The sequence below is a fragment of the Streptomyces sp. NPDC059957 genome, from assembly GCF_042730015.1.
GTDB lineage: Bacteria > Actinomycetota > Actinomycetes > Streptomycetales > Streptomycetaceae > Streptomyces.
In genome coordinates this window covers 30,201-56,358 of sequence record NZ_JBHWMB010000005.1, presented here as the reverse complement: position 1 = coordinate 56,358, position 26,158 = coordinate 30,201, and the positions used below count along the sequence as shown (strand labels likewise).

25 protein-coding genes, 1 tRNA gene and 1 pseudogene are annotated in these 26,158 nt (G+C 70.8%); 16 read left to right on the top strand and 11 right to left on the bottom strand.

Translation table 11 applies throughout. The features are described 5' to 3' along the window. Positions 1 to 33: 33 nt before the first annotated feature. Positions 34 to 1,533, bottom strand: a complete 1,500-nt coding sequence (locus ACFWBW_RS05145; RefSeq protein WP_385368529.1) for an MFS transporter — start codon at positions 1,531 to 1,533, stop codon at positions 34 to 36. Positions 1,534 to 1,635: 102 nt separating this feature from the next. Here ACFWBW_RS05145 and ACFWBW_RS05140 point away from each other — a divergent pair, with 102 nt between their 5' ends. Continuing rightward, positions 1,636 to 2,115: a MarR family winged helix-turn-helix transcriptional regulator gene (locus tag ACFWBW_RS05140; protein WP_385368527.1), complete on the top strand. Its 480-nt coding sequence runs from the start codon at positions 1,636 to 1,638 to the stop codon at positions 2,113 to 2,115. 113 nt (positions 2,116 to 2,228) lie between these two features. Next, positions 2,229 to 2,735, top strand: coding sequence for a LysM peptidoglycan-binding domain-containing protein (locus ACFWBW_RS05135; protein WP_385368525.1), 507 nt, complete (start codon positions 2,229 to 2,231; stop codon positions 2,733 to 2,735). A 79-nt stretch (positions 2,736 to 2,814) separates the two neighbouring features. Here the strand turns inward: ACFWBW_RS05135 and ACFWBW_RS05130 are convergent, their stop codons facing one another. Further along, positions 2,815 to 3,573 (bottom strand): DUF5324 family protein, encoded by a 759-nt coding sequence (locus ACFWBW_RS05130; RefSeq protein WP_385368523.1) that lies wholly within the window; start codon positions 3,571 to 3,573, stop codon positions 2,815 to 2,817. Between the two features lie 182 nt (positions 3,574 to 3,755). On the opposite strand from ACFWBW_RS05130, the gene ACFWBW_RS05125 reads away from it, so the two are divergent. Beyond that, positions 3,756 to 4,283: a peptidylprolyl isomerase gene (locus ACFWBW_RS05125; protein WP_385368521.1), complete on the top strand. Its 528-nt coding sequence runs from the start codon at positions 3,756 to 3,758 to the stop codon at positions 4,281 to 4,283. 95 nt (positions 4,284 to 4,378) lie between these two features. Continuing rightward, positions 4,379 to 5,248, top strand: a complete 870-nt coding sequence (locus ACFWBW_RS05120) for a rhomboid family intramembrane serine protease (protein WP_385368520.1) — start codon at positions 4,379 to 4,381, stop codon at positions 5,246 to 5,248. 106 nt (positions 5,249 to 5,354) lie between these two features. On the opposite strand, the gene crgA is transcribed toward ACFWBW_RS05120, so the two are convergent. After that, the gene (crgA, locus tag ACFWBW_RS05115) at positions 5,355 to 5,609 is read right to left on the bottom strand and encodes a cell division protein CrgA (RefSeq protein ID WP_250738676.1); all 255 of its coding nucleotides are present in this window, start codon (positions 5,607 to 5,609) and stop codon (positions 5,355 to 5,357) included. A 91-nt stretch (positions 5,610 to 5,700) separates the two neighbouring features. Here crgA and ACFWBW_RS05110 point away from each other — a divergent pair, with 91 nt between their 5' ends. From ACFWBW_RS05110 to ACFWBW_RS05085, 6 genes and pseudogenes are all read left to right on the top strand, one after another. Further along, on the top strand, positions 5,701 to 6,477 hold the full coding sequence (locus ACFWBW_RS05110) for a DUF881 domain-containing protein (protein ID WP_385368518.1): 777 nt from the start codon (positions 5,701 to 5,703) through the stop codon (positions 6,475 to 6,477). Between the two features lie 13 nt (positions 6,478 to 6,490). After that, positions 6,491 to 7,201 carry a class E sortase gene (locus ACFWBW_RS05105; RefSeq protein WP_385368516.1) on the top strand — a complete coding sequence of 237 codons (711 nt, stop codon included), beginning with the start codon at positions 6,491 to 6,493 and terminating at the stop codon, positions 7,199 to 7,201. Positions 7,202 to 7,266: 65 nt separating this feature from the next. Then, complete coding sequence (locus ACFWBW_RS05100) at positions 7,267 to 7,467, top strand: hypothetical protein (RefSeq protein ID WP_385368757.1); 201 nt, start codon at positions 7,267 to 7,269, stop codon at positions 7,465 to 7,467. Beyond that, the gene (locus ACFWBW_RS05095) at positions 7,464 to 8,102 is read left to right on the top strand and encodes an aminodeoxychorismate/anthranilate synthase component II (protein ID WP_254382122.1); all 639 of its coding nucleotides are present in this window, start codon (positions 7,464 to 7,466) and stop codon (positions 8,100 to 8,102) included. Before ACFWBW_RS05100 ends, ACFWBW_RS05095 begins: the two co-directional genes overlap by 4 nt. Further along, a pseudogene (locus tag ACFWBW_RS05090) lies at positions 8,084 to 8,923 on the top strand (class E sortase); the annotation flags it as partial. The gene ACFWBW_RS05095 and the pseudogene ACFWBW_RS05090, both read left to right, overlap by 19 nt. A 10-nt stretch (positions 8,924 to 8,933) precedes the next feature. Next, on the top strand, positions 8,934 to 9,650 hold the full coding sequence (locus tag ACFWBW_RS05085; RefSeq protein ID WP_385368514.1) for a class E sortase: 717 nt from the start codon (positions 8,934 to 8,936) through the stop codon (positions 9,648 to 9,650). A gap of 219 nt (positions 9,651 to 9,869) precedes the next feature. Here ACFWBW_RS05085 and pknB read toward each other — a convergent pair whose 3' ends face one another. From pknB to ACFWBW_RS05055, 6 genes are all read right to left on the bottom strand, one after another. Further along, positions 9,870 to 11,903: a Stk1 family PASTA domain-containing Ser/Thr kinase gene (pknB, locus tag ACFWBW_RS05080; RefSeq protein ID WP_385368512.1), complete on the bottom strand. Its 2,034-nt coding sequence runs from the start codon at positions 11,901 to 11,903 to the stop codon at positions 9,870 to 9,872. A 214-nt stretch (positions 11,904 to 12,117) separates the two neighbouring features. Next, a complete protein-coding gene (locus tag ACFWBW_RS05075; RefSeq protein ID WP_385368510.1) occupies positions 12,118 to 13,584 on the bottom strand; it encodes a peptidoglycan D,D-transpeptidase FtsI family protein in 1,467 nt (488 codons plus the stop codon). Beyond that, positions 13,581 to 15,017, bottom strand: a complete 1,437-nt coding sequence (locus ACFWBW_RS05070; protein WP_385368508.1) for an FtsW/RodA/SpoVE family cell cycle protein — start codon at positions 15,015 to 15,017, stop codon at positions 13,581 to 13,583. Before ACFWBW_RS05070 ends, ACFWBW_RS05075 begins: the two co-directional genes overlap by 4 nt. 31 nt (positions 15,018 to 15,048) lie before the next feature. Beyond that, positions 15,049 to 16,524 (bottom strand): PP2C family protein-serine/threonine phosphatase, encoded by a 1,476-nt coding sequence (locus ACFWBW_RS05065; RefSeq protein ID WP_385368506.1) that lies wholly within the window; start codon positions 16,522 to 16,524, stop codon positions 15,049 to 15,051. A 141-nt stretch (positions 16,525 to 16,665) separates the two neighbouring features. After that, positions 16,666 to 17,172: an FHA domain-containing protein gene (locus ACFWBW_RS05060; protein WP_385368504.1), complete on the bottom strand. Its 507-nt coding sequence runs from the start codon at positions 17,170 to 17,172 to the stop codon at positions 16,666 to 16,668. A gap of 9 nt (positions 17,173 to 17,181) precedes the next feature. Further along, the gene (locus ACFWBW_RS05055) at positions 17,182 to 18,036 is read right to left on the bottom strand and encodes an FhaA domain-containing protein (protein ID WP_385368502.1); all 855 of its coding nucleotides are present in this window, start codon (positions 18,034 to 18,036) and stop codon (positions 17,182 to 17,184) included. 292 nt (positions 18,037 to 18,328) lie between these two features. Here ACFWBW_RS05055 and ACFWBW_RS05050 point away from each other — a divergent pair. Then, positions 18,329 to 18,411 (top strand) — tRNA-Leu (locus tag ACFWBW_RS05050). 259 nt (positions 18,412 to 18,670) lie between these two features. Here the strand turns inward: ACFWBW_RS05050 and ACFWBW_RS05045 are convergent. Beyond that, entirely contained in the window at positions 18,671 to 19,399 is a 729-nt protein-coding gene (locus ACFWBW_RS05045; protein WP_385368500.1) for a 4'-phosphopantetheinyl transferase family protein, read from the bottom strand. A gap of 281 nt (positions 19,400 to 19,680) precedes the next feature. On the opposite strand from ACFWBW_RS05045, the gene ACFWBW_RS05040 reads away from it, so the two are divergent. The 5 genes from ACFWBW_RS05040 (at position 19,681) to ACFWBW_RS05020 (ending at position 24,867) form a co-directional block, all read left to right on the top strand. Next, the gene (locus ACFWBW_RS05040) at positions 19,681 to 21,321 is read left to right on the top strand and encodes a sensor histidine kinase (RefSeq protein ID WP_385368736.1); all 1,641 of its coding nucleotides are present in this window, start codon (positions 19,681 to 19,683) and stop codon (positions 21,319 to 21,321) included. An 8-nt stretch (positions 21,322 to 21,329) separates the two neighbouring features. Further along, entirely contained in the window at positions 21,330 to 21,989 is a 660-nt protein-coding gene (locus tag ACFWBW_RS05035) for a response regulator (RefSeq protein ID WP_385368498.1), read from the top strand. Positions 21,990 to 22,033: 44 nt separating this feature from the next. Then, positions 22,034 to 23,473 (top strand): DUF2252 domain-containing protein, encoded by a 1,440-nt coding sequence (locus tag ACFWBW_RS05030; protein ID WP_385368497.1) that lies wholly within the window; start codon positions 22,034 to 22,036, stop codon positions 23,471 to 23,473. Between the two features lie 117 nt (positions 23,474 to 23,590). Further along, positions 23,591 to 24,436 carry a J domain-containing protein gene (locus ACFWBW_RS05025; RefSeq protein WP_385368495.1) on the top strand — a complete coding sequence of 282 codons (846 nt, stop codon included), beginning with the start codon at positions 23,591 to 23,593 and terminating at the stop codon, positions 24,434 to 24,436. Positions 24,437 to 24,522: 86 nt separating this feature from the next. Beyond that, entirely contained in the window at positions 24,523 to 24,867 is a 345-nt protein-coding gene (locus tag ACFWBW_RS05020) for a rhodanese-like domain-containing protein (RefSeq protein WP_112446690.1), read from the top strand. A gap of 20 nt (positions 24,868 to 24,887) precedes the next feature. On the opposite strand, the gene ACFWBW_RS05015 is transcribed toward ACFWBW_RS05020, so the two are convergent. Continuing rightward, positions 24,888 to 26,030 carry an acyl-CoA dehydrogenase family protein gene (locus ACFWBW_RS05015; protein ID WP_385368493.1) on the bottom strand — a complete coding sequence of 381 codons (1,143 nt, stop codon included), beginning with the start codon at positions 26,028 to 26,030 and terminating at the stop codon, positions 24,888 to 24,890. Positions 26,031 to 26,158: the final 128 nt, after the last annotated feature.

Here is a 26,158-nt window from a genome sequence, read left to right as displayed (position 1 = left end):
CCCCGATGTTTCACGTGAAACATCGGACGGGAGTCACCGGCGCCGGCCGGTCCGCAGCAGGGTCGCCGCCACCACGAGCGCCGTGAGCATCAGTCCCGCGCCGATACCGAAGGCCAGGTGGTAGCCGGAGGTCAGCGCCGCGGCGCGGTCGCGGCCCGTGGAGAGTAGGGAGTCGGTGCGGGAGGCCGCCAGGGTCGAGAGGACGGCGACGCCGAGGGCCATGCCGATCTGCTGGGTGGTGTTGAACAGGCCCGAGGCGAGGCCCGCGTCCTGCTCGTCCGCGCCGGACATGCCGAGCGCGGTGAGGGCGGGCAGGGCCAGGCCGAAGCCGGCGGCCAGCAGCATCACGGGGAGCAGGTCGGTGACGTAGTCGGCGCGGACCGGGAGTCGGGTCAGCAGGCCGAGGGCGGCGACGAGCAGGGCCAGTCCGGCCAGGAGCACGCCCCGTTCACCGAAGCGGGCGTTCAGCGGGGCCGAGGCGAAGAGGGAGACCCCGCCGATGACCACGGCCGCCGGGAGCATCGCCAGGCCGGTCTCGGCGGCTCCGTAGCCGAGCACGTTCTGGAGGTACAGGGCGACCAGGACCTGGAAGGAGAACAGTGCGGCCACCATCAGCATCTGGACCAGGTTCGCGCCGGCCACGGTCCGCGAGCGGAAGATCCGCAGCGGTACCAGCGGGGTGCGGGTCCTGGCCTGGCGTGCGGTGAACCCTGCGAGCAGGGCGACCGAGAGCGTGCCGAGGCCGAGGGTGTGCAGGGAGACCCAGCCGTAGCGCTCCACCTCGACGACGGTGAAGATGCCGAGCATCAGGCCCGCGGTGACCAGGAGGGCGCCGATGACGTCGGCTCCGGCACGCAGACCCAGTCCTCGATCGGCGGGGAGCGCGGGCAGGGCCAGTGCGAGGGCGGCGAGCCCGATCGGCAGGTTGATGAAGAAGATCCAGTGCCAGTCGAGGGCATCGGTCAGGACGCCGCCCAGCACCTGTCCCAGGGAGGCCCCGGCCGCGCCGGTGAAGGAGAAGACGGCGATGGCCTTGGCACGCTCGCGGGGTTCGGTGAACAGCGTGATCAGGATGCCCAGGCTGACGGCCGCGGCCATGGCGCTGCCGAGGCCCTGCAGGAACCGGGCGGCGATCAGTACCTCGGGCGAGCCGGCGAATCCGGCGAGCAGGGAGGCTCCGGTGAAGACGCCGGTACCGGCCAGGAACATCCGTTTGCGGCCGATGAGGTCGCCGAGCCGGCCGGCGAGGAGCAGCAGGCTGCCGAAGGCGATCAGGTAGGCGTTGACGACCCAGCTGAGTCCGGCGGGGGTGAATCCGAGGTCCTTCTGGATGGCCGGCATCGCGACGGTGACGATGCTGCCGTCGAGGACGGTCATCAGGACGCCGGTGGACAGCACCCCGAGGGCGGTCCACCGGGAGCGCAGCCCGCGCGGGGCGGCCGGGGTGGAAGCCGGGGTGGAAGCGGACCCGGCGGGCGTGGAGGGCGTCGTCGGAGGAGCGGCGGGAGCGGCGGGAGCGGAAGTGGCAGGCATCTGAGTCCCCAGTCGGTGAGCGGCGGGCTGACTTGGTAAGACCGTATCAGATAGTTCCGTTGCAGACGATCTGCTGTGGACTGAATTGCTAGACTGGTGGACATGACAGCCATGGCGCCCGCACAGAACGAGCCGGACCTCTCCTTCCTCCTGGACCACACGAGCCACGTCCTGCGCACCCGGATGGCTGCGGCACTGGACCGGATCGGGCTCACGGCACGGATGCACTGCGTGCTCGTGCACGCGCTGGGGGAGGAGCGGACCCAGATCCAGCTCGCCGAGATCGGGGGCATGGACAAGACGACGATGGTCGTCACCGTCGACGCCCTGGAGAAGGCCGGCCTGGCCGAGCGGCGGCAGTCCAGCACGGACCGCCGGGCCCGCGTCATCGTCGTCACCGAGCAGGGCGCGGCCCTGGCGCAGGAGAGCAGCCGCATCGTCGACCAGGTCCACGCCGACGCGCTCGCCTCCCTCTCGGACACCGATCGCGAGGCCGTGCTGCGCGTGCTGAACCTGCTGGTCAAGGGCGATCTGGGAACCCCTTCGGAGAGCCCGAGGCCTGCCCGCAGGGCCCGCCAGTAGCCGCCCGGCATCCCCCGGACGGCCCAGTCACAGGGCCGTCCCGCACCTTCTGGCAGAGAGTGGGAGAAGGCACTCAGCCCAGGGGGGCACCACCATGCCGGAGGCGTACGCACATGGGACTGTTCGACTTCATGAGGTCCGACAAGAAGAAGGAACAAGCCGAGAAGGCAGCCGAAAAGGCGGCTGAGCAGGTGCAACAGCAGGCCGCGGCCGCTCCCGCGCCCCCGGCGGCGATGCCCGCCGACGCCGGGACCAAGTACACCGACTCGGCAGCGGCGACCAAGGCGGCCGCCGAGCGCATGGCGGCAGCGGCGCCGCCCAAGGCCGCGCCGATGCCGCCCAAGGCCGCACCGGCGCCCCCCGTCGCGCGGCCGGCCCCGCACACGCCCACGCCGACGTCCGCCGCGCACAAGGCGGTGCCCGCGGCGCCGATGCCGAAGCCCGCGCCCAAGGCGCAGCGCACGTACACCGTCCGCGCGGGCGACTCGCTCTCCGCGATCGCCCGCCGCGAGCTCGGCAACGAAGGCCGCTGGCGCGAGCTCTACGCGATGAACAAGGGCGTCATCGGCTCGAACCCCGACATGATCCACCCGGGGATGAAGCTCAACCTCCCCAGCTAGCGGGAAACGAGGAACACAGCAATGACAGTGGGGCCCGGATCCTCGAAAGGATCCGGGCCCCACTGTCATCGAGCGTTCCTCAGCGGTGCTTGCGCTTCGCGTCCTCCGCGTCGATCCGCTCCTGCGCGGCCTCGGCCTCCGCTTCCAGGCCGGACACGAAGTCCGAGGTCCCGGCGTCGCGCTCCTTCGCGGCCAGCTCGTCGTCGAAGGAGGCCGGGGCCTCCTCCTCGCGCGCCGACAGCTCGGTGGCGGCCGGCGGCTCGACGAGCCAGTCCGGGTTCGACTGCTGGTCCCACCAGCGCCATGCGGCGTAGGCCCCGCCGGCCAGGACGCCGACCACGGCCACGCCCTTGAACAGGCGGCCGCAGCGCTCACGCCGCTCGTGGCGCCGTACGAGCTTCTGGACCTCCTTGGCCGATACCTGGCCGCGCAGCGCCGCGAACGCCGCCGTTGACCGGGACGCGGCCTCCTCGGCGACCGGCTGGGCCGCCGCGAGCGCGCTCTCCAGCCGCGGCTGCGTGTAGTCCACCGCGGACCGGGCCGCCAGGCGGGTCTGCTTCACGGCATTGGACGCCGCCCGGTCCACATTCGGCGGCACGTGGGCGCGGACCGATTTGATCCGGGGCTGGACGTGGCAGCAGTACGTCGAGCGGGCCTGCTTGGCGGCCTCGCCGGCCGCGTAGGACACCTTCGGTGCGAGCCGTTCATTTGCTTCGTGGGCGTAATGCACCGCAGCGTGCTTGGCGGATTCCGCGTACGGCGCCACCACTTCCGCTGCGTGCCGCGCCGTATCCCTGGCACTCGATGCTGCCAGGCGCACGCTTTCCTTGCCTGTCACGGGATCCTCCTCCTCGGTGGCGGACACAGTTCACCTTTCCACCCTTTGTCGGATCATGCCTCCCATACCGCCGACCGGCATGCGCGACAGGGCATACGAGTGGACGATTTCCGCCCGGTGCAGCTCTCCGTGGGAGGATCTGACACCGACAGTGATGACCGATGACTAGGGAAGGCAGATCCGTGGCCGAGAAGCTCTACGCCACCCTGAAGACCAACCACGGCGACATCGAGATCGAGCTTCTGCCGAACTTCGCTCCGAAGACCGTGCGGAACTTCGTCGAACTCGCCACCGGTGAGCGCGAGTGGACGCGTCCCACGGACGGCCAGAAGACCACGGAGCCGCTCTACGACGGCACCGTCTTCCACCGCGTCATCAGCGGGTTCATGATCCAGGGCGGCGACCCGCTGGGCAACGGCACCGGCGGCCCCGGCTACCAGTTCGCCGACGAGTTCCACCCCGACCTGGCCTTCACCAAGCCCTACCTGCTCGCGATGGCGAACGCCGGCCCGGGCACCAACGGCTCGCAGTTCTTCATCACCGTCGCCCCCACCGCCTGGCTGACGCGCAAGCACACCATTTTCGGCGAGATCGGCGACAAGGCCAGCCAGAAGATCGTCGACGCCATCGCCGCAGGTCCCACCAACCCGCGCACGGAGCGCCCCCTCGACGACGTGATCATCCAGTCCGTCGTCATCGAGAAGCGCTGACCGCAGGGGAACCTTTCGGCCCCGCCCGTCCGTCCTCGATACGTACCGGACGGGCGCGGGCGGACCCGCCGCCTCGCCGCCGACCGAGGGGACCGATGGACACCGACCGTCTTCCGGGCTGCTACCGGCACCCGGACCGCGAGACCGGCATCAGCTGTACGCGCTGTGAGCGGCCGATCTGCCCCGAGTGCATGATCAACGCCTCGGTCGGCTTCCAGTGCCCCGAGTGCGTCCGCGGTGGCTCGGGGACGGGCCACGGGCCCGCGGCCAATGCTCCGCGGACGATCGCGGGCGGGGTGGTGGCGGCCGATCCGTTCCTGGTCACCAAGATCCTGATCGGGATCAACGTGGCGGTGTTCCTCTTGGTGAAGGCCGTCCCCAGGCTGGACTTCGAGCTGGTGATGCTGGGCTGGTACGGCGACCAGGCCGGCGTCTCCACCGGCGAGTACCACCGGCTGCTGACCTCGCCGTTCCTGCACGTCCAGTGGTGGCACATCTTCAGCAACATGCTCGGCCTGTGGTTCATCGGCGGGCCGCTGGAGCAGGCGCTGGGCCGGGCCCGCTACCTCACCGTGTACCTGCTGTCGGCCCTGGGCGGCAGCGTCGCGGTCTATCTGCTGACCGAGCCGATCGTGGCGACCCTCGGTGCCTCCGGCGCCGTCTTCGGCCTGCTCGGCGCCACGGTGGTGCTGTTCCGGCGGATGCGGTACGAAATGCGCCCTCTGATCACCATGGCGGTGTTCATGTTGGTGCTGACCTTCATGCCTGGGCTGAACGTGTCGTGGCAGGCCCATATCGGTGGATTGATCACCGGTGCACTGGTCGCGCTGGGCTTCCTGTGGCCCACCAAGGACATGGGCGCGCGGAATCGCAAATTCGTCCAGTGGGGCACCTGTGTGGCGGTGTTCCTGCTGGCCGCAGCCCTGATCGCGATCCGGACGGCCGAACTTTCCGCACTCACCTGATCACACCGGCGTCAACTCTCCACAGAGTTATCCACAGATCTTCTGTCTTTTCCTCAGGTGTGGATGACGCTGTGGATAACTCATGGGGAGAGCTTGCGGAGCCGGGCTACTTCCACTGCGTGGAGACGCCGAATCCTGCCGCAATGAAGCCGAATCCGACCACAATGTTCCAATTTCCGAGGGCTTCGATCGGAAGCTGGGTCTCGGACAGATAAAAAACGACGATCCATGCCAGGCCGACCAAGAAGAACGCCAGCATGACCGGGGCGACCCAGTTGCGGTTCGTCAGCTTGATCGACTGCGGCGTCCGCGTGGGGGGCGGCGTGTAGTCGTCCTTCTTGCGGATACGTGACTTCGGCACGAGGGGCTCTCCTGTCGATGGGCTGGGGACCTTGCCTGCCCCGGGCGTCCGTTAGCGTAGTGGACCTGTGGCGTTGAAGGAGAAGGGTACGTTGAGCAATTCCGACGACTCCTCCGCGGGTCCCCGTCGCCGTGCCAGACCGGTCCGGCTGCTCACGGCCGCCGTTTTCGCCCTGGCCGGCTTGATCTTCGTCACCAGCTTCAACACTTCCAAGGGTACGAACATCCGGACGGACGCCTCGCTCCTCAAGCTGTCCGACCTGATCCAGGAGCGCAGCCAGAGCAATCTGGAGCTGGAGAAGAGCACCGCGACCGCCCGCGGCCAGGTCGACGCACTCGCCGACCGCGAGCACGGGAGCACCAAGGCCGAGGACGCCAGGCTGGCCGCCCTGCGCGCAGCCTCCGGCACGGAGGCGATCACCGGCAAGGCCCTGACCGTCACCTTGAACGACGCGCCCCCGAACGCCACGGCCCGCATCCCCAACGTTCCCGAGCCGCAGCCCAACGACCTGGTGATCCACCAGCAGGACCTCCAGGCCGTGGTGAACGCACTGTGGCAGGGCGGCGCCCAGGGCATCCAGGTCATGGACCAGCGGCTGATCTCCACCAGCGCCGTGCGCTGCGTGGGCAACACCCTGATCCTCCAGGGCCGGGTGTACTCGCCCCCGTACAAGGTGTCGGCGGTCGGCGACCCCGGCGCGCTGAAGAAGGCCCTCGCCGCCTCCCCGGCGCTGCAGAACTACCAGCTGTACGTGAACGCGTACGGGCTCGGCTGGAAAGTGGACGAGCACAAGGCGCTGACACTGCCGGGCTACTCCGGCACAGTGGACCTCCACTATGCGAAGCCGCTGGAGTCCGCCACGCCGTGACCGCAACGTCGACGTGCCGCGCCTGCTGGTACGGACGTTCAGCGAGGTGTGCCTGACCGCGGGCTCGCTCATCGTGCTCTTCGTGGTCTACGTACTGCTGTGGACCGGGGTCAAGGCCGACCAGGCCATGGACGGGGAGATGGCCCGCATGAGGGACGCCTGGTCCGCGGCGCCCGCGGCCGCCCCGCAGCCCGCCCCCGCGCCCTCGGGAGCACCATCGGCGGCCCCGGCCGCGCCCGAGAACGCGGCGTACCCGCCGGGCCGGGCCTTCGCCGAGATGTACGTGCCCCGCTTCGGCCCGCGCTGGAACAAGCCGGTCCTGGAGGGCACGGGCACGGAGCTGCTGAAGAAGGGCCTGGGCCACTACGCCGGCACCGCCCGGCTCGGCGGCACCGGGAACTTTGCGGTGGCCGGCCACCGGCGCACGTACGGGGACCCCTTCAAGGACATCCCCAGGCTGCGCCCCGGCGACCTGGTGATCCTCAAGGACGCCACCGGCTGGTACACGTACACCGTCCGCGCCGAGGCGCTGCGCACGCTCCCCACGGAGGTCGGCGTGGTGGATCCGGTGCCGAGCCGCTCGCCCTTCACCGGGCCGGGCAAGTACCTGACGCTCACCACCTGCGACCCGGAATGGGGCCACAGCCACCGGCTCGTGGTCTGGGCCGAACTGACCGGTACGCGGACCCTCGCACAGGGTGTGCCGGAGGGTTTGGCAAGGTGACCCTCCGCGCCGGGCGGGTGGCTTTAGGCTGTGGACGTACCGCCCCTGCGGTGCGTTGAACGATCGTGGACGAAAAGGACACAGGCGGCATGTACGGCTGGATCTGGCGGCATTTGCCGGGCAACGCGTGGGTACGCCTTGCGATCTCCCTCGTGCTGGTGCTCGCGGTGGTGTTCGTGCTGTTCCAGTACGTCTTCCCGTGGGCCGAGCCGCTGCTTCCGTTCAACGATGTGACGGTGGACGAGGGATCGGGAGCGACTCCGTGAGCGCGCGCATTCTGGTTGTCGACAATTACGACAGCTTTGTCTTCAACCTGGTCCAGTACCTCTACCAGCTCGGCGCCGAGTGCGAGGTGCTGCGCAACGACGAGGTCGAGCTCGCCCACGCCCAGGACGGCTTCGACGGCGTCCTGCTGTCCCCGGGCCCGGGAACACCGGAAGAGGCCGGCGTCTGCGTGGACATGGTCCGCCACTGCGCCGACACGGGCGTACCGGTCTTCGGCGTCTGCCTCGGCATGCAGTCGATGGCCGTCGCCTACGGAGGCGTCGTCGGCCGGGCTCCGGAACTGCTGCACGGCAAGACCTCGCCCGTGGTCCACGAGGGCCTCGGCGTCTTCGAGGGGCTTCCCTCGCCCTTCACCGCGACCCGGTACCACTCCCTCGCGGCCGAGCCGCCGACCCTCCCGGACACGCTGGAGGTCACCGCGCGCACCGAGGACGGGATCATCATGGGGCTGCGCCACCGCGAGCACGACGTCGAGGGAGTGCAGTTCCACCCCGAGTCCGTGCTGACCGAGTGGGGCCACCGGATGCTCGCGAACTGGCTGGTGCGCTGCGGTGACGCGGGCGCGGTGGAGCGCTCGGTGGGGCTCGCCCCGGTGGTGGGCAAGGCCGTCGCGTGACGGCGCTCGCGCCGTCCGCGCCCACCGAGGGCCGGGCAGCGCGACGCAGGGCGGCACAGGCGGCCGAGAAGCGCGCGCGCACGCGCGGCCGGGGCAGGCGGCGCAGGCGGCCCGCCTCGGGCGGGCCGGTGGTGGTCGTCAGCAGGCTCGCGGGGGAGCTCTTCATCACGCTGGGCCTGGTGATGCTGCTCTTCGTCGGCTACCAGCTCTGGTACACCAACTTCCTGGCGAGCCGGACGGCCGATGACGCGGCCGGCTCCCTGCTCCAGACCTGGGACCGCGATCCGGCCGGTGCGGCCGATGCGGCCGCTCCGCCGGTGGCGGCGGCGTTCGAGCCGGGCCAGGGCTTCGCCATCCTGTACATCCCGAAGCTGGACGTGAAGGTGCCGGTCGCGGAGGGGACGAGCAAGCCGAAGGTCCTCGACAAGGGCATGGTCGGCCACTACTCCGAGGCGCCGCTCGCCACCGGGATGCCGGCCGACCGCCAGGGCAACTTCGCGCTGGCGGGCCACCGGAACACGCACGGAGAACCGTTCCGCTACATCAACCGGCTGGTGCCGGGGGACAAGATCGTGGTGGAGACGCGGGACGCGTACTACACGTACGAGATGAGCGCGCAGCTCGCGCAGACCCCGCCGTCGAACGTGTCCGTGATCAAGCCGGTTCCGGCCGGATCGGGATTCACCGCCCCGGGCCGGTACATCACGCTGACGACCTGCACCCCGGAGTTCACCAGCACCTACCGGCTGATCGTATGGGGCAGGATGACCGCTGAACGCCCCCGCAGCCAGGGTGCTCCGCCCGAGCTGACCAGCCCGTAGAGGATCCGCAGTGTCACGTGCCGCACCGCCCCCGCACCGCAGCGCCGTCGCGGGGTTCCTGAGCCTGCTGGGCGAGGTCCTGATCACGGTTGGCCTGGTGCTCGGACTGTTCGTGGCGTACTCGCTGTGGTGGACGAACGTCCTGGCGGACCGGGACGCCTCCGCGCGCGGGGACGCGGTGCGCGAGCAGTGGGAGCGGGCGGCGCCCTCCCGGACGACCGCCGCGGCGCCGGGCGCGCTGGACACCCAGGGCGGGATCGGCTTCCTGCACGTGCCGGCGATGAAGAACGGCGAGGTGCTGGTCAAGCGGGGCACCAGGTCGGAGGTCCTGAACGACGGCGTCGCCGGCTACTACACGGAGCCGGTCAAGTCGGCGCTGCCGTGGGACGCGGCGGGCAACTTCGCGCTGGCGGCCCACCGCGACGGGCACGGGGCCAAGTTCCACAACATCGACAAGCTGAAGAACGGCGACGCGCTCGTCTTCGAGACCCGCGACACCTGGTACGTCTACAAGGTCTTCGCCGAACTGAGCCAGACTTCGAAGTACAACGTGGACTCGATCAGCCCGGTTCCCAAGGAGTCGGGCCGCACGGCGCCGGGCCGCTACATCACCCTGACGACCTGTACGCCCGTGTACACCTCGAAGTACCGCTACATCGTGTGGGGCGAGCTGGTCCGCACGGAGAAGGTCGACGCGAAGCGGAACCTTCCGGCGGAGCTGCGCTGACGGCTCCGGGCCTCCAGAAGCCCCCTGTGGACGGCCGTGACGCCCCCTGAGTGCGGATGGCCCGGGGACTCGGCTGTGATGGCGCAGGCGGCCGCGTACGAGGCCGCAGGGGCTCGATGTGCCGTGGGTGACGGGCCGCGCCCCGGAGCCTGGAAACGGAACGGGTCCGGCCCCTCTCCAAGAGAGGGGCCGGACCCGTTCCGTTGCGCGTTCCGCCGGCTAGTTGCCCAGGCCTCCGAAGAAGCCGCCGCCGCCGTCGTTGCCGCCGTTCTGCTGGTTGTCGTCCACCGTGTGCACGTTGATCGGCGTGTTGGGGGCCACCGTGCTGCCGATCTGCGGGTCCGTGCTCAGGATCCTCGCCTTGCCGTCGGAGGAGCCCGACAGGACGGATCCGAAGGCCAGGCCGTTGGCGGCGAGCTCGGCCCTGGCCTGGTTGATGGTCTTGCCGACCAGGTTCGGGACCTGGATCTGCTGGACCGCCTTGGCGACCGAGATGTTGACCGTCGAGTTGACCTCGACCGAGCTGCTCGGGAGGGGGTCCTGGCTGACGACCGACTTGGGGGCCGTGCCCGGGGGCGCGTCCACCTCGGTGACGCTGCCGAGCTTCAGCTTGACGGCCTGCAGGGCCTTCGAAGCGTCGGCCTGGCTCTTGCCGGTCAGGTCCGGGACGGTCACCTTGGAGATCTCCTTGGCCACCGTCAGCGTGATGGTGGTGCCCCGCTCGACCTCGCCGCCGCCCTTCGGGTCCTGCTCCAGGACGGTGCCGGGCGACCGCTCGGACTCGTCCGTCTTCTTCGTGACCTGGAAGCCCTTTTCCTTGAGGGTCTTCTCCGCGGTCTCGAAGGGGATGAAGAGGACGTCCGGCACGAGCACCTTGGGTGCGCCGGTGGAGACCTTCACCTTGATCGGGGAGTTCTTCTCGACCTTGGTGCCCTCGGCCGGGCTCTGCTCGCAGACGCTGCCCTTGGGCGCCGTGTCGCAGGGCATTTCCCCGTCCTGCTGGACGACGAGACCGACGTTGATCGCGTTGGCCTTGGCCGTTTCCAGGGTTTCGCCGATGAGCTTGGGGACCGCGGGCCGGTTGTCGGCGCCGGGCTCGGTGAGGGTGCGCCCGATCAGGATCGCGCCGACCAGCACGAGGATGCCGGCGGTGACCAGCAGGATCGTGGAGGCCTTGCTCTTCTTCTGCGGACGCCGGCCGCGGCCGCCCTGGTCGTAGCCGCCCTGGTCTGCGTACCCGGGGGCCCCGTATCCGCCGTCGCCCGGGTGCATCGGCGGGAGCATGGAGGTCTGGTTCGGGTCGGCGGTGCGCAGGGCGGTGGTGGGCTGGTCGTAGCCCTGGTGTCCGTAGCCGTGGCCCTGGTCGGGGTAGCCGTAGCCGGCGGCACCCATGGAGGCGGTGGCCGCGACGGGCTGGCCGTCGAGGCAGGCCTCGATGTCGGCGCGCATCTCGTCGGCGGACTGGTAGCGGTAGTCGGCGTCCTTGACCAGTGCCTTCAACACGATCGCGTCCATCTCGGGCGTGATCTCGGGGTCGAAGTTCGACGGGGGCTGGGGCTCTTCCCGTACGTGCTGGTAGGCGACCGCGACCGGGGAGTCGCCGATGAACGGCGGCCGGACGGCGAGGAGCTCGTACAGCAGGCAGCCGGCCGAGTAGAGGTCGGAGCGCGCGTCGACCTGCTCGCCCCTGGCCTGCTCCGGGGAGAGGTACTGGGCGGTGCCGATGACGGCGGCGGTCTGCGTCATGGTCATGCCGGAGTCGCCCATGGCACGGGCGATGCCGAAGTCCATGACCTTGACCTGGCCGGTGCGGGTGAGCATGACGTTGGCGGGCTTGATGTCACGGTGCACGATGCCGGCGCGGTGCGAGTACTCCAGCGCCTGGAGGATGCCGATGCACATCTCCAGGGTGCGCTCGGGCAGCAGTTTGCGGCCGGAGTGCAGGAGCTCGCGCAGGGTCGAGCCGTCGACGTACTCCATCACGATGTACGGGATGGAGATGTTGTCGACGTAGTCCTCGCCGGTGTCGTACACGGCGACGATCGCCGGGTGGTTGAGCGATGCGGCCGACTGGGCCTCGCGGCGGAACCTGGCCTGGAAGGACGGGTCGCGGGCGAGGTCGGCGCGCAGGGTCTTGACGGCGACGGTACGGCCGAGCCGGGTGTCGTGGGCGAGGTAGACCTCGGCCATGCCACCACGGCCGAGCACGTGGCTCAGCTCGTACCGGCCGCCGAGGCGACGCGGCTCTTCCATAACGTGCAGCCCTCTCCGTCAGTCCCGACCGCTCCGGTGTGTGGTCCGGCGGTGTGCTGTTCGCGCAAAGGCTACCGGCCGATCGTCGGTGATCGGTTCGTGACCACCGGCTGATACCGGACCGGTACCGTACGCGCGGATCCGGGCGGGAATGGTGACCCGGATCACAGTTTTGTGCCCCTGGAGACTCTCGCGCGGCCTCGGGCCCCGCCCGTTACCCCTTGTTGCTCTTGAGCACGGCTTCCATGACGGCCTTGGCGACCGGGGCGGCGAGGCCGCCGCCGCTGATGTCCTCGCGGTCCGCCTCGCTGTCCTCGATGACGACGGCTACGGCGACCGGCGAGCTGCCGTCGGGGTTCTCGGCGTAGGAGATGAACCAGGCGTACGGGCGCTTCTTGTTGCCCTCGCCGTGCTGGGCGGTGCCGGTCTTGCCGCCGACGACGGTGCCCCGGATCTGGGCCTTGCCGCCGGTGCCCTTCTCGACGACGTTGACCATCATGTCCCGGACCTTCTTCGCGTTCTCGACGGAGAGGGGACGGCTCATTTCCTGCGGCTCGTGCTTCTCGACGATGTCGAGGCCGGGCGACTCCAGCTGGTTGACCATGTACGGCTTCATCAGCTTGCCGTTGTTGGCGATGGCGGCGGTGACCATGGCCATCTGCAGCGGGGTGGCCGCGGTGTTGAACTGGCCGATGGAGCTCTGGGCGTTGCCGTCCCGGCCCATGGTCTTGTCGTAGACGCTGGCGAAGGCGCGGACCGGGGTGTCGATCTTGTCGTTGTTGAAGCCGAACTTCTCGGCGGTCTTGACCATGTTGTCCCGCGTCACCTTGTCGCCCATGTTGGCGAAGACGGAGTTGCAGGAGACGCGCATGGCTTCGTTGAGGCTGGCCTTGCCGCATCCGGGGGCGTGGTTGATCAGTTCGGTCTTGGTGCCCGGGAGGATGTACGGGTCCTCGGTGTCGGTCGGTGCGTTGATGTCCGTGACGACGCCGTGCTCCAGGGCCGCGGCGGCGGTGACCACCTTGAAGGTGGAGCCGGGCGGGTAGGTCTCGCGCAGGGCGCGGTTGACCAGCTTCTTGTCGTCGCTGTCCTTGAGCTCGACCCAGGCCTTCTCGTCGGCCTTCGAGTTGCCCGCGAAGGCCGAGGGGTCGTACGAGGGGGTGCTCACCAGGGCGAGGATCGCGCCGGTGCGCGGGTCGATCGCGGCTACGGCGCCCTTCTTGGTGCCGAGCTTGTCGAACGCGGCCCTCTGCGCGGCGGCGTTGAGCGTCGTGACGACGTTGCCGCCCTGCTTCTTCTCGCCGGTGAACATGCCGATGGTGCGGTCGAAGAACAGCCGGTCGTCGTTGCCGGTGAGGATGCCGTCCTCGAGGGACTCGAGCTGGGTGGAACCGAAGGCCTGCGAGGCGTAGCCGGTCACGGGGGCCCAGAGCGGACCGTCGATGTAGGTCCGCTTGAACTTGTAGTCGCTGCCGTCGGTGACGGCGGAGCCGGTGATCGGCTTGCCGTCGACGATGATGTTGCCGCGCTCGGTGGCGTACTGGGCGATCTGGACCCGCCGGTTCTCCTTGCGGGTGCTCAGCTCCTCGGCCTTGACGTACTGGAGCCAGTTGGTCCGCACGAGCAGTGCCAGGACGAGCAGCCCGCAGAAGATCGCGATGCGGCGCAGGGGCTTGTTCATGACGGGCGGACCACCTGGGTCATCTCGGAGTCGGGGGACGGTGCCGGGGCCGGGGCAGGGCGGCGTGCGGTGTCGCTGATCCGGATGAGGACGGCGATGAGGATCCAGTTCGCGAGCACGGACGAGCCGCCGGCCGCGAGGAAGGGCATGGTCATGCCGGTCAGGGGGATGAGCCCCATGACTCCGCCGGCGACCACGAACACCTGGAGGGCGAAGGCGCCGGAGAGGCCGATCGCGAAGAGCTTGCCGAAGGGGTCGCGGGCGGCGAGGGAGGTGCGCACGCCCCGCTCGATGATCAGGCCGTAGAGCAGCAGGAAGGCCATGGCGCCGGCGAGCCCGAGCTCCTCGCCGACGGTGGAGAAGATGAAGTCGGAGTTGGCGGCGAACAGGATCAGGTCGGAGTGGCCCTGTCCCCAGCCGGTGCCGAGGACCCCGCCTGAGCCGAAGCTCATGATCGACTGGGCGATCTGCTCGCAGGCTCCGGCGTCGGCGCCCATCTTCTGCCAGCAGCCGAAGGGGTCCAGCCAGGCGCTGACCCGGGCTCCGACGTGGCTGGAGAAGCCGGCGACCACGACGGCGCCGCCGACCGACATCAGCAGGCCGATGATGATCCAACTGGTCCGCTCGGTGGCCACGTACAGCATGATCACGAACATGCCGAAGAACAGCAGCGAGGAGCCGAGGTCGTTCTCGAAGATCAGGATGAGCAGGCTCACCGCCCAGATCGCCAGGATCGGGCCGAGGTCGCGGCCGCGCGGCAGGTAGAGGCCCATGAACCGGCGGGAGGCCAGGGCCAGGGCATCGCGCTTGACCATCAGATAGCCGGCGAAGAACACCGCGAGGACGATCTTCGCGAACTCGCCGGGTTGGATGGAGAATCCGGCGACGCGGATCCAGATCTGGGCGCCGAAGACGTTCGTGCCGAGGCCGGGGACGAGCGGCAGGAGGAGCAGCACCAGGGCCGCGACCATCGAGATGTAGGTGAACCGCTGCAGGATGCGGTGGTCCTTGAGGAACAGCAGCACGCACGTGAACAGGGCGATGCCGAGTGCCGTGTACATCATCTGCCGGGGGGACGACTCGGAGAAGGCGCCGAAGGACCGCTTCGCCAGGTTCTGCAGGCGCTCGGACTGGTCCAGTCGCCAGATCAGGACGAGGCCCAGCCCGTTGAGGAGCGTGGCGATCGGCAGCAGCAGGGGGTCGGCGTACTTGGCGTAGCGCCGTACGACGAAGTGGGCGATGCCCGCCAGGACGGCGAGGCCGAGCCCGTAGGCGAACATGCCCGGGGGCAGCTTTCCGTGGATCGACAGCCCCGCGTTGGCGTAGGCGAAGATCGTGATGACCACGGCGAAGGCGAGCAGCAGGAGCTCGGTGTTCCGCCGGCTCGGCAGCTCGATGGCGCCGATGGTGGTCGTGTTGGTGACAACGCTCATGGTGTGGCGGGCCCCCTGTGCCCGCGTATGTCTACTGCTTCTCGCACAGGTTGACGACCTGCTGCTCGGCGGCAGTCAGGACGGGGCCGGGCGTCTGGTTGCCCTGGGCCTCGGCGGCACGCCGCTCCTCGTCCTTCTTGCACGCGGAGGTCTGGGTGCCCAGCTCGTCGATCTTCGTACGGGCGGTGTCGAGGCTGCCTTCGCTGATCGTGTCCACGACCTGCTTGCGCTTGAAGCTCGGTAGGTACTTCAGTTCGATGTCGGGGCGGTCGGTCTCCACCTTGGAGAGCTCCAGCGGCCCCAGCTTCTGGCTGATCCCGCGGAAGAGCGCGACGTGCTCGTCCTTGACCCCGACGTAGAACTGCGTCTGGGTCCAGCGGTAGCCCGCGTACAGGCCGCCGCCGATGACTCCGAGGACCACGAGCAGCGTCAGCGTGCGCGTGGTCCACTTGCGCCCTTTGCCGCGGCGCCTGCGCGGGTGGTCGTACGTGTCCTCGTACTCCGAGTCCGCGTCGTACGGGTCGGGGTCGCCGAAGCTGCCGTACGCGTCGGCTCCGCCGCCCTGTCCCTGGGCGCCGTAACCGCCGTAACCCGGGGCCTCGCCGCTGCCGGGGGGCCCGAAGGCGCCGGCGGGCGGGGGGCTCTGGCGGCCGAGCCCGGAGGCGCGGCCGGCCGGCGTCTGCATGGCGTTGCCGCCGTCGAAGAGCTGGTGGTGCTGGTTCTCGGCGACCGCGCCCACGACGACCGGGGTGTCGTTGACCTGCGCGGCAAGGGTGTCGCCGCTGTCGGTGTCGAGGACGTCGGCCACGATGCAGGTGATGTTGTCGGGGCCGCCGCCGCGCAGCGCGAGCTGGATGAGCGAGGCCACGGTCTCGCGGGGGCCGTGGTAGTCGGCGAGGGTCTCTTCCAGGGTCTGGTGGGAGACCACGCCGGAGAGCCCGTCGGAACAGATCAGGTAGCGGTCGCCGACCCGGACCTCGCGGATGGAGAGGTCGGGCTCGACGATGTCGCCGCTGCCCAGGGCTCTCATCAGCAGGGAGCGCTGCGGGTGGGTGGTGGCTTCCTCTTCGGTGATCCGGCCCTCGTCGACGAGGCGCTGCACCCAGGTGTGGTCCTGGGTGATCTGCGTGAGGACGCCGTCGCGGAGCAGGTAGGCGCGGGAGTCGCCGACGTGGACCAGGCCGAGGCGCTGGCCCGTCCAGAGCAGGGCGGTGAGCGTGGTGCCCATGCCCTCCAGCTGGGGGTCCTCCTCGACCATGACGCGCAACTGGTCGTTGGCGCGCTGCACCGCGGTGCTGAGCGCGGTGAGCATGTCGGAGCCCGGGACGTCGTCGTCGAGCTGCACGAGGGCGGAGATCACCTCGGAGCTGGCGACTTCACCGGCGGCCTGGCCGCCCATGCCGTCGGCGATCGCGAGGAGACGGGGACCGGCGTAGCCGGAGTCCTCGTTGCCCTCGCGGATCATGCCCTTGTGCGATCCGGCGGCGAACCGCAGGGACAGACTCATGCGCACCTGCCCTGTCGACGCCTCGGGGTACAACCGGTCTCGAGCCACACTGCCCACCCTCCGGCCTGGAGCGCGCTCGGGTCCGTGTCCCCGGTGGGACCGGCCGCTGCGGCTCGCTCGCTCCGCTCGCTCATTCTCGTACTACTTCCGCAGCTCGATGACGGTCTTGCCGATGCGGATCGGGGCGCCCGGCGGAATGGGCGTCGGGGTGGTCAGCCGGGTCCGGTCGAGATACGTGCCGTTGGTGGACCCGAGATCCTCGACGATCCACTGGCCGTCACGGTCGGGGTAGATCCTGGCATGCCTGCTGGAGGCGTAGTCGTCGTCCAGCACGATCGTGGAGTCGTGGGCGCGGCCCAGCGTGATCGTCTGGCCGGCGAGGGCCACCGTGGTGCCCGTGAGGGTGCCCTCGGAGACGACGAGTTTGGTGGGCGCACCGCGGCGCTGGCGCTGCTGCGGTGGGGCCGCCGGCTGGCGGCCGCCCTGCTGCGCCGGGGCGCCGGAAGCGCCCCCGCCGCGTCGGGAACCGCGCTGCGTGACTCTCGTACCGAAGAGATCGCTGCGAATGACCTGGACGGCCACGATGACGAACAGCCACAGAACGGCCAGGAAACCCAACCGCATGACCGTCAGGGTCAGCTCTGACATTGCCCCCGCTTACCCTTCGGCTTGCCGGTAAATGATGGTGGTGGATCCCACGACGATCCGCGAACCGTCGCGGAGCGTAGCGCGGGTGGTGTGCTGCCCGTCCACCACGATGCCGTTGGTGGACCCGAGATCCTGGATCGTCGAGGGCGTTCCGGTCCGGATCTCACAGTGCCGGCGCGATACGCCGGGGTCGTCGATCCGCACGTCGGCTTCGGTGCTTCGGCCGAGTACGAGCGTAGGGCGCGAGATCTGGTGGCGGGTGCCGTTGATCTCGATCCAGTGGCGCCGGACGGCGCCGCCTGTGGGCACGGGGGCCGGTCCGCCCGGTCCGCCGGTGGCCGGCCGGCGCGCACCGGGACCGCCCGGGGGCGGTCCGGGGGGCATGGGCGGCGCGGCGGTCGGAGGGTATCCGTAGCCGCCGGGCTGTGCCGGGGGGGCCTGGTGGGCCTGCCCCTGGCCCTGACCTTGCTGGCCGGGGGACTGGGAGGTGCTGGAGGCGAGCGTGCGGCTGCGGACCCGGTAGAGCCCGGTGTCCAGGTCGTCGGCCTTCTCCAGCTGGACCTTGATGGGACCCATGAAGCTGTAGCGCTGCTGCTTGGCGTAGTCGCGGACGAGGCCCGCGAGCTCGTCGCCGAGCTGGCCCGAGTAGGGGCTCAGGCGCTCGAAGTCGCCCGTGCTCAGCTCCACGATGAAGTCGTTGGGGACGACGGTCCGCTCGCGGTTCCAGATGGTGGCGTTGTTGTCGCACTCGCGCTGGAGGGCGCCCGCGATCTCCACCGGCTGGACCTCGGACTTGAACACCTTGGCGAAGGTGCCGTTCACCAGACCTTCGAGTCGCTGCTCGAACCGCTTCAGGACTCCCATGGGGCACCTCCTCCGTCGTTGTCGCCCTGTACTGCTTACTGATCGTATCCACGCATGGCGGATTCGGGTGGTTCCCCATCGGTCACGTGCGCATGAGTGTTGGTCCTCACAAGCGATCGTAGGGGCGCCCCGAGGACAGTGTCCCGCACCGGCGGCCGAGTACGGGAGGGGCGGTCGTCGGCGGGAGCCGGGAGAGCACGAAAAGCGATGTGAATCCACCCCATCCGACGTGCTAATGTTCCGATGTCGCCAGGGGAACGGCCCGCAAGGGAAGAACCACTGGTAGCCACTTGCGCGAGTGGCGGAACGGCAGACGCGCTGGCTTCAGGTGCCAGTGTCCTTCGGGACGTGGGGGTTCAAATCCCCCCTCGCGCACAGATGGAACACCGGTCAAACGGTGTTCCTGGCAACGACGGAACGGTCGTCATCGTGATCACGATGGCGACCGTTTTGTTTTGCCCGGGCGGGCGGGTGGGTGTGCGTGCGTGCGGAACGTTGGATCCCCGGACGTGTCCGTGCGCAGGACCAGCATGTTCACGAAGTACCCGACCAGGTCCTCCCGACCAGGTCCTCGACCGCCCTGCCGGGGTGCGTCGCCAGTAGAGGAGCTGCGCGGACAGGAGGCTGTCGGGGCCTAAACGGCAGCGGAGGACGATGCCGGGGCCGGGGTGCTGAGGGCGAGGGCCGCCGCGTACCCGGTCGGGGTCGGCAGGTCGGTGAGGGTCCAGCCGGGTACCGCGGCCGGGGTGAGTGCGGAACCGACGTACGGCTCCGCCAGGCCGAGTGCCAGGCCCGTGCCGGTGCCCTTGAGGTAGGCCTCCTTGCGGGACCACACGCGGCCCGTCGCCGCCCGCCGGTCCGGCTCCGGGAGAGCGGTCAGCTCCGCGGTCTCGGCCGGGTGCAGGGTGGCCAATACGTCGGCCACCGCGGCGGCGCTCGGAATCCCCTCCACGTCGACCCCGACCGGCACCCGGGCGAAGGCGAGGTAGGCCAGGTCGTCGCTGTGTGAGAGGGAGAAGTGCAGTGCGCCGCCGTCGACGGCGGGCCGGCCGTGCGGGCCTCCACAGCACGGGCACGTCTCGCGGACCATTGCCACCTCCGCCGGGGCCAGCCCGAGGTAGCCGCCGAGCAACACCCGAAGTCCCACGTGCGAGGCCAGGTAACGGTGCCGGGCACCCTCCCGCCGCAGCCCCGCGGCCCGCTCCCGCTCGGCGGCGTCCAGCATGTCCAGAGCCTCCGCGACCGGGTGTCCGCCGACCACGTCCGAGGTGATGTCGAGGGCCCACACCGCCACGCCCGCGCCCGCCGACAGGGTGCCGGTCCGTGGTGCGTCGCTGCCGAGGCGGTTCACGTGGCTACTCACCCGATGAGGGTAGACGGGGACGCTCCCGCAGAGGAGGTGGGCGTCTGGCGCCGCCGGCCCGCTCGTGGTCCCGCTCTACGGCTTCCGGGAATCCGAACGCCGGCCGGATCGGCGTGCGCCCGGTGGTCCGCGCTGCGCCGGGAGACTTTCGTTGCGGGGGGCGCGACTAAAGAGGGCAGACCCGGGGCGCGGTGGTGTCTAGGGTCTGCCGGGTGGATGTGACGGCGAGGGTGCGTGCGGGATGGGACTGGGTGAAGGGGCCCGAGCCCTGGACCCGGCGGATGCTGGTGGGGGACCTCGTGCTGGCCGGGGTGCTGGTGCTGCTCGGGCTGGGGGTCGAGGAGCTCGACAAGGGCTCCGCGGCCCGGATGGTGGCCAGTGCCGTGTCCGTGGTGGTGCTGACCCTGCTGCGGCGGCGGCTGCCGGTGTTCACGCTCGTGGCCGGCTCGGTGGTGGGGGTGTACCTGCCCGGGGCCTTCCTCGTGGCGATCCCCCTCGGCTGGTCGGCGGGGCGGCGCATCGTCGGGGTTGGCAGGGCGCTCGGTGCCTTCACCGCCGCCTTCGTCGCCGTGGTCGTCCTCGGCCTGGTCAAGGAGTGGTCGCTGGGCCGCCCGGTGCTGATGATCGTCTTCAGTACGCTGATGTTCCTGGCCACGGTGGTCATGCCCGGGCTGGCCAGCCGCTACTGGTCCCAGCGCAACACGCTGCTGCGCGCCCTCCAGGAGCGCAACGCCCAGCTGCTGCGGGAGCGGGCGATGGTCGCGGGCCAGGCCCGGCTGCGCGAACGCCAGCGCATCGCCCAGGACATGCACGACAGCCTCGGCCACCAGCTCGCGCTGATCTCGGTGCACACCGGTGCGCTGGAGGTCGATCCGGTCCTGACCGACCGGCAGCGGGAGGCCGTGGGTGTCCTGCGCCAGGCTTCGGTCGCGGCCATGCACGAACTGCGCGAGGTCGTGGGCATCCTGCGGGACGGGGTGGAGGCGCCGCTGCCCGTCGAGGAGGCGCAGCCCGCCGCGCGCGGGGTGGCGGGCATCGCCGGGATCGTGGAGTCGGCGCGGAGCGCGGGGACGGACGTACGGCTCACCACCGCGGGGCAGCCCAGGCCGCTGGTCGCCGCGTGCGACCACGCGGCGTACCGGATCGCGCAGGAGGCGCTGACCAACGCCTACAAGCACGCGCCGGGCGCACCCATCACGGTGGAACTGCGCTACGAGGACGACTCCTTGGTGGTGGAGATCGCCAACGGTCCGGCTGCCGGTCCGGGCGCCGGTGAGGTGGTGTCCGGCGGGCAGGGGCTGACCGGGCTGCGTGAACGGGCCCGGCTGGTCGGCGGCATGGTCTACGCCGGGGCCGCGGAGGGTGGCGGGTTCCGGGTGGCCGGGGTGCTTCCGTACGGGACCTTGCCGGCCGGGGCCGCGTTCGACGGGGCCGAGGAGACCGGGGCGGGCGCCGTCGCCGACGACTTCGGGCAGCAGCTGCGGGCCCGGATGGCGGGGGGAGCCCAGGAGCCGCTGGACTGGGCCGTGATCGACCGGAAGCTGCTGAGCGAGAACAGCCGGTCCGGGGGAGTGACCCTGGGCTGTGGTATCGCGATCGCGGCCTTGGTGGTGCTGCTGATCGTGATCGGGGCCGCGGTGGCCCTGCTCGTCGGCTCGGTGAGCGACGCGATGCTCGGCCGGGACGAGTACGACCGCATCCAGGTGGGTGAGCCGGAGGACGCGGTACGGTCGCGGCTGCCCAGCGGGGACAGCATCCTGACCGAGGGGCTCGACCGGAAGGGGCCGACGCGCCCGCAGGGCGCCACGTGCCTGGCCCTGCTCGCCGACGACGACAGCGACTTGGGCAGCGACAGCGTTTTCCGGTTCTGCTTCAAGGACGGCAAGCTCGTCGACAAGCAGGCGTACCAGGCCAAGCAGTAGGAGCAGGGGTGGCAACCAAGGTGATCCGCGTGGTGATCGCTGACGACGAACCGCTGATTCGGGCCGGGATCAGGATGATCCTGACCTCGGCGGCGGACATCGAGGTCGTCGCCGAGGCGGCGAACGGCCGGGAGGCGGTGGAAATGGCCCGGGCGCACGGCCCGGACGTGGTGCTGCTGGACATCCAGATGCCGGTGATGGACGGGCTGACGGCGCTGGCCGAGCTCGGGCGGGCGGTGCCCGAGGTGCGGGCGCTGATCCTGACCACCTTCGGGGAGAAGGAGAACGTGCTGCGGGCGCTGAGCGGCGGTGGCGCGGGGTTCTTGCTGAAGGACTCGGCGCCCGGCGAACTCATCGGCGCCGTACGGGCGGCCGCGTCGGGGGACGCGTACCTGTCCCCGGCGGCGACCCGGCACGTGGTGGACCAGCTCGCGTCCGGCCGGACGGCCGGCCGCGACGAGGCGGCGCGCCGCCGGGTCGCCGAACTGAGCGAGCGCGAGCGCGGGGTACTGGCGCTGCTGGGGGAGGGGCTGTCGAACGCGGACGCGGGGCGGCGGCTGCACATGAGCGAGGCCACGGTGAAGACGTACGTGAGCCGGATCCTGGCGAAACTGGAATGCGAGAACCGGGTACAGGCGGCCCTGCTGGCCAGGGACGCCGGGCTCTAGGTAGCGTCGGGCCGAAATCCGATGGCGATCAGGGGGCGGGGCGCATGACGGCGGTAGCGCAGGAGCATGGCGTGGGACCGGAGTCGACGGTACGGATCCCGGTGGTCGAGGGGTTCGCTCCGCGACGCTCCGCGGGATCGCCGGCCGGGTCTCCCCGGGAGGCGGGCAAGGCGCTGCGGACGCGGGTGCCCCGGGCTGCGCACGCGCGGTTCGAGGCCCCTGCCGACCGGCCGGACGCGGTGCGGGCGGTGGAGGAGTCCAATGTCGGGCGGGTGGCCGGGCTCACGCCGATACGGGTCGGACGGATGGCGGCCAACCCCTTCGCCTTCCTGCGCGGGGCGGCCGGGCTGATGGCCCACGACCTCTCCGGCGGTCCCGTCACCGGGATCGGCGCGCAGATCTGCGGGGACGCCCACGCGGCCAACTTCGGCCTGTACGGGGATGCGCGCGGCCGGCTGGTCATCGACCTCAACGACTTCGACGAGACCGTCTTCGGCCCGTGGGAGTGGGACCTCAAGCGGCTGGCCACCTCGCTGGTCCTGGCCGGCCGGGTGGCCGGTGCGGACGAGGCCACCTGCCGGGCGGCCGCGCACGACACGGTGGGCGCCTACCGGCGCACGATGCGCCTGCTGGCCAAACTGCCGGCCCTCGACGCGTGGAACGCGATCGCGGACGAGGAGCTGGTCTCGCACACCGACGCCCGTGACCTGCTGGGCACCTTGGAGCGGGTCTCGGAGAAGGCCCGCAACAACACCTCCGCCCGGTTCGCCGCCAAGTCCACCGAGTTCATGCCCGACGGGGGCCGGGCCTTCGTGGACGCGCTGCCCGTGCTGCGCCGGGTCGGGGACGGGGAGGCGGCGGCCGTGGCGGCCGCGCTGGGTCCGTACCTGGAGACCCTGCAGGGCGACCGGCTGCCGCTGCTGGCCCGGTACGCGATCCACGACGTGGCCTTCCGGGTGGTGGGCACGGGCAGCGTCGGCACCCGTTCGTACGTGGTGCTGCTCCTCGACCACCGGGGTGAGGCGCTGGTTCTCCAGGTGAAGGAGGCCCGGCCCTCCGCGCTGCTGCCGCACCTGCCCGGGCTCGGCTTCGTCTCCCCGCCGGAGGAGCACGAGGGCCGCCGGGTGGTGGCCGGGCAGAAGCGGATGCAGGTGGTCTCCGACATCCTGCTGGGCTGGACGACGGTCGAGGGGCGGCCGTTCCAGGTCCGCCAGTTCCGCAACCGCAAGGGCAGCGTGGACCCGGCGGCGCTGGCCGCCGAGCAGTTCGACGACTACGGGCGGATGACCGGAGCCCTGCTGGCGCGGGCGCACGCGCACAGCGCGGATCCGCGGCTGCTGTCCGGGTACTGCGGCAAGAGCGACGAGCTGGACGAGGCCGTCGCCGGCTTCGCCGTGGCCTACGCCGACCGGAGCGAGGCCGACCACGAGGTGCTGGTGGCGGCGGTGCGGTCGGGGCGGATCGCGGCGGAGTCCGGGGTCTGAGCGGCGGGGGCTCGGGGCGGAGCGGCCGGCGCCCGGGCCCGCAGCCGGGATGTTTCACGTGAAACCGGCGGATGTTTCACGTGAAACACCCGGGCCTCAGGGCCTTAGGCTGGCCGGGTGAGCGACCAGACAGTTCCCGAAGCGTCCGAGCCCGGCTCCGGCGAAGGCCCCGGCCCCACTGCCGACGAGCGGCCCGAGGCACGCCTGGAGCGCGCCGTGCGGGCCGCCGAGCAGGCGCTGATCGAGTTCGAGATCGCGGTGGAGACCTTCCGGGTGGAGGTGGAGAACTTCTCCCGCCTGCACCACCAGAAGCTCGGACCGATGTACTCGCGGCTCGACGAGCTGGACGCCCTGATCGCCGAGGCGAAGGCGGCGAGGACCGGGGACCCGGAGGACCTGCGCCGTGCGCGCGATGCCCGCTCGCTGGTGATGCCGATGCCCGGGGTGGACGAGCTGTTCCACGACTGGATGGACGCGGACGGGATGTCCGACGATGCCTCCGCGATGCTCACGGACCGCGCGGTGCGGCCTCCGGAGCGGGTGCGCCCCTCGGAGGAGGTACGCCGCCTCTACCGCGAGCTGGTCCGCAAGGCGCATCCCGACCTGGCCCAGGACGAGGCCGAGCGCGAGCGGCGCGACGAGTTCATCGCGCGGGTCAACGCGGCCTACGGACGCGGCGAGGAGCAGGTGCTGCGCGAGCTGGCTCAGGAGTGGGCCGAGGGCCCGGCGCCGGCCGAGCCCCGGCTGAGCGAGAGCGAAGAGCTGTACGAGCGGCTGGAGTGGCTCTCGCGGCGCAAGGAGCTGCTGTCGGTGGTGGCCCGGGACCTCGAGGAGAGCGCGATCGGGTCGATGCTGCGCATGGCCCCGGAGGACCCGGACCGGCTGCTGGAAGAGATCGCCGAGCAGCTGCTCGGCGACGTCGAGAAGCGTGAGGCGGAGCTGGCGGCGCTCGCCGCCGAGTGACCCCGGGTGATCCCGGGGGCGGCCGGGCCGGCAGGCCGGGTCGGATAGGTTGGCTCAGCTATCCGTGACGAGAGAAGGCGACAGACATGAACTCCGGACCGCTTCCCTCGGTGGCTGCCTCCGCACTGCCCTCCGAAGCCTTCGTCCTCGACGTTCGCGAGAACGACGAATGGGCGGCCGGCCATGCCGAGGGCGCGCTGCACATCCCGATGAGCGAGTTCGTGGCGCGCATCGGTGAGCTGACCGAGAAGATCGAGGACGAGCGCCCGGTCTACGTGATGTGCCGGGTCGGCGGCCGCTCCGCCCAGGTCGCCCAGTACCTGCGGGGCCAGGACATCGACGCCGTGAACGTGGCCGGCGGCATGCAGGACTGGGAGGCCGCGGGCCGCCCGGTCGTCACCGACGCGGGCGCCCCGGGCTTCGTCGTCTGAGGCGCGGGCACGGTGACGGCCTAAGCGAGGGGGTGGGCGGCCAGCAGGTCGCCCAGCGCCTCCTCGTGGGCCGCGGCCGGGCCGAGCTGGAGCTCCAGCTGCTTGGCCCAGGCGTGGTAGCGGTGCAGCGGGTAGTCGGTGTCGGCGCCGAAGCCGCCGTGCAGGTGCTGTGCGGTCTGCACGACGCGGCGTACGCCCTCGGAGGCCCAGATCTTGGCTACGGCCACGTCACCGGCGCTCGGCAGCGGTCCGCCCGCTCCGCCCGTGGAGGCGTCGAGCCGCCACGCGGCCTGCCAGAGGGTGACCTCCATGGCGCGCAGGTCGATGTAGCGGTCCGCGGCCTGGACGGCGACGGCCTGGAAGCTGGCCACCGGGAAGCCGAACTGCTCGCGCTTGCTCGTGTACTGGCTGGTCATGGTGAGCACGTTCTCGCCGAGGCCGAGCGCGAGCGCGCAGGTCCCGGTGGCCAGGAGCTGGCGCAGGTGGTCCCAGGCGCCGGGCGTCTCGATCAGGTGCGCGGCCGGGACCCGTACGCCGTCGAGGGTGAGCTCGGCGAGCCGCTCCCCGCTGGTGGAGTACTGCTCGGCGAGGGACAGGCCCTCGGCGCCCCGGGGGACGAACGCGAGGACTCCCTCGCCCTCCCCGGTGTGGGCCGGTACGGCGATCCAGTCGGCGCTGTGGCCCCAGGTGACGGCCGTCTGGAGGCCTTCCAGGACCCAGGTGTCCCCGTCCCGTCGTGCGGTGACGGCCAGTTCGGCCGGGTCGTGGCCGCTGCGGCCGTGCGCGGCGACGGTGAGGACGAGGCTGCCGCGCCCGGCGCCGGGCAGCAGGGCGCCCGTCAGCTCGGGGCTGCCGTGGGCCTGGACGGCCATGGCGGTGGCGCAGTGCTCCAGCAGCGGCACCCGGGCCAGTACCTTCGCCGCCTCGCGCAGGACCAGGCACAGGGCGATGGCGTCGAGTCCGGAGCCGCCGTGTTCCTCGGCGAGGACCAGGCTCAGCAGATCGGAGTCGGCGAGCTTGGCCCACAGCTCGCGGTCGAACTCCTCGGCCACCGCCCTCGGCGTGAGGGCGGGGCTGGGCACGCTGTCGGGGGCCACGTCCGCGAACACGGCCTTGGCCGCCTCGACGGCGGCCTGCTGCTCCTCGGTGAAGGTGAAGTCCACTGCCTGTCCTCCCGCGTACCCGAATCGTGTCCTGTCTGACGGTGCGTCAAGATAGAACACGTTCCTAAAAAAGCACAGCCTGAAAAAGCACAGCCTGAAAAAGCACAGCCTGAAAAGGCACAGCAGGC

Bases quoted from the DNA above. Each gene is read 5' to 3' on its own strand.
- ACFWBW_RS05145 (WP_385368529.1), bottom strand. From the start codon at position 1,533: ATGCCTGCCACTTCCGCTCCCGCCGCTCCCGCCGCTCCTCCGACGACG.
- ACFWBW_RS05140 (WP_385368527.1), top strand. From the start codon at position 1,636: ATGACAGCCATGGCGCCCGCACAGAACGAGCCGGACCTCTCCTTCCTC.
- ACFWBW_RS05135 (WP_385368525.1), top strand. From the start codon at position 2,229: ATGGGACTGTTCGACTTCATGAGGTCCGACAAGAAGAAGGAACAAGCC.
- ACFWBW_RS05120 (WP_385368520.1), top strand. From the start codon at position 4,379: ATGGACACCGACCGTCTTCCGGGCTGCTACCGGCACCCGGACCGCGAG.
- pknB (WP_385368512.1), bottom strand. From the start codon at position 11,903: ATGGAAGAGCCGCGTCGCCTCGGCGGCCGGTACGAGCTGAGCCACGTG.
- ACFWBW_RS05075 (WP_385368510.1), bottom strand. From the start codon at position 13,584: ATGAACAAGCCCCTGCGCCGCATCGCGATCTTCTGCGGGCTGCTCGTC.
- ACFWBW_RS05070 (WP_385368508.1), bottom strand. From the start codon at position 15,017: ATGAGCGTTGTCACCAACACGACCACCATCGGCGCCATCGAGCTGCCG.
- ACFWBW_RS05065 (WP_385368506.1), bottom strand. From the start codon at position 16,524: ATGAGTCTGTCCCTGCGGTTCGCCGCCGGATCGCACAAGGGCATGATC.
- ACFWBW_RS05060 (WP_385368504.1), bottom strand. From the start codon at position 17,172: ATGTCAGAGCTGACCCTGACGGTCATGCGGTTGGGTTTCCTGGCCGTT.
- ACFWBW_RS05055 (WP_385368502.1), bottom strand. From the start codon at position 18,036: ATGGGAGTCCTGAAGCGGTTCGAGCAGCGACTCGAAGGTCTGGTGAAC.
- ACFWBW_RS05040 (WP_385368736.1), top strand. From the start codon at position 19,681: ATGCTGGTGGGGGACCTCGTGCTGGCCGGGGTGCTGGTGCTGCTCGGG.
- ACFWBW_RS05030 (WP_385368497.1), top strand. From the start codon at position 22,034: ATGACGGCGGTAGCGCAGGAGCATGGCGTGGGACCGGAGTCGACGGTA.
- ACFWBW_RS05020 (WP_112446690.1), top strand. From the start codon at position 24,523: ATGAACTCCGGACCGCTTCCCTCGGTGGCTGCCTCCGCACTGCCCTCC.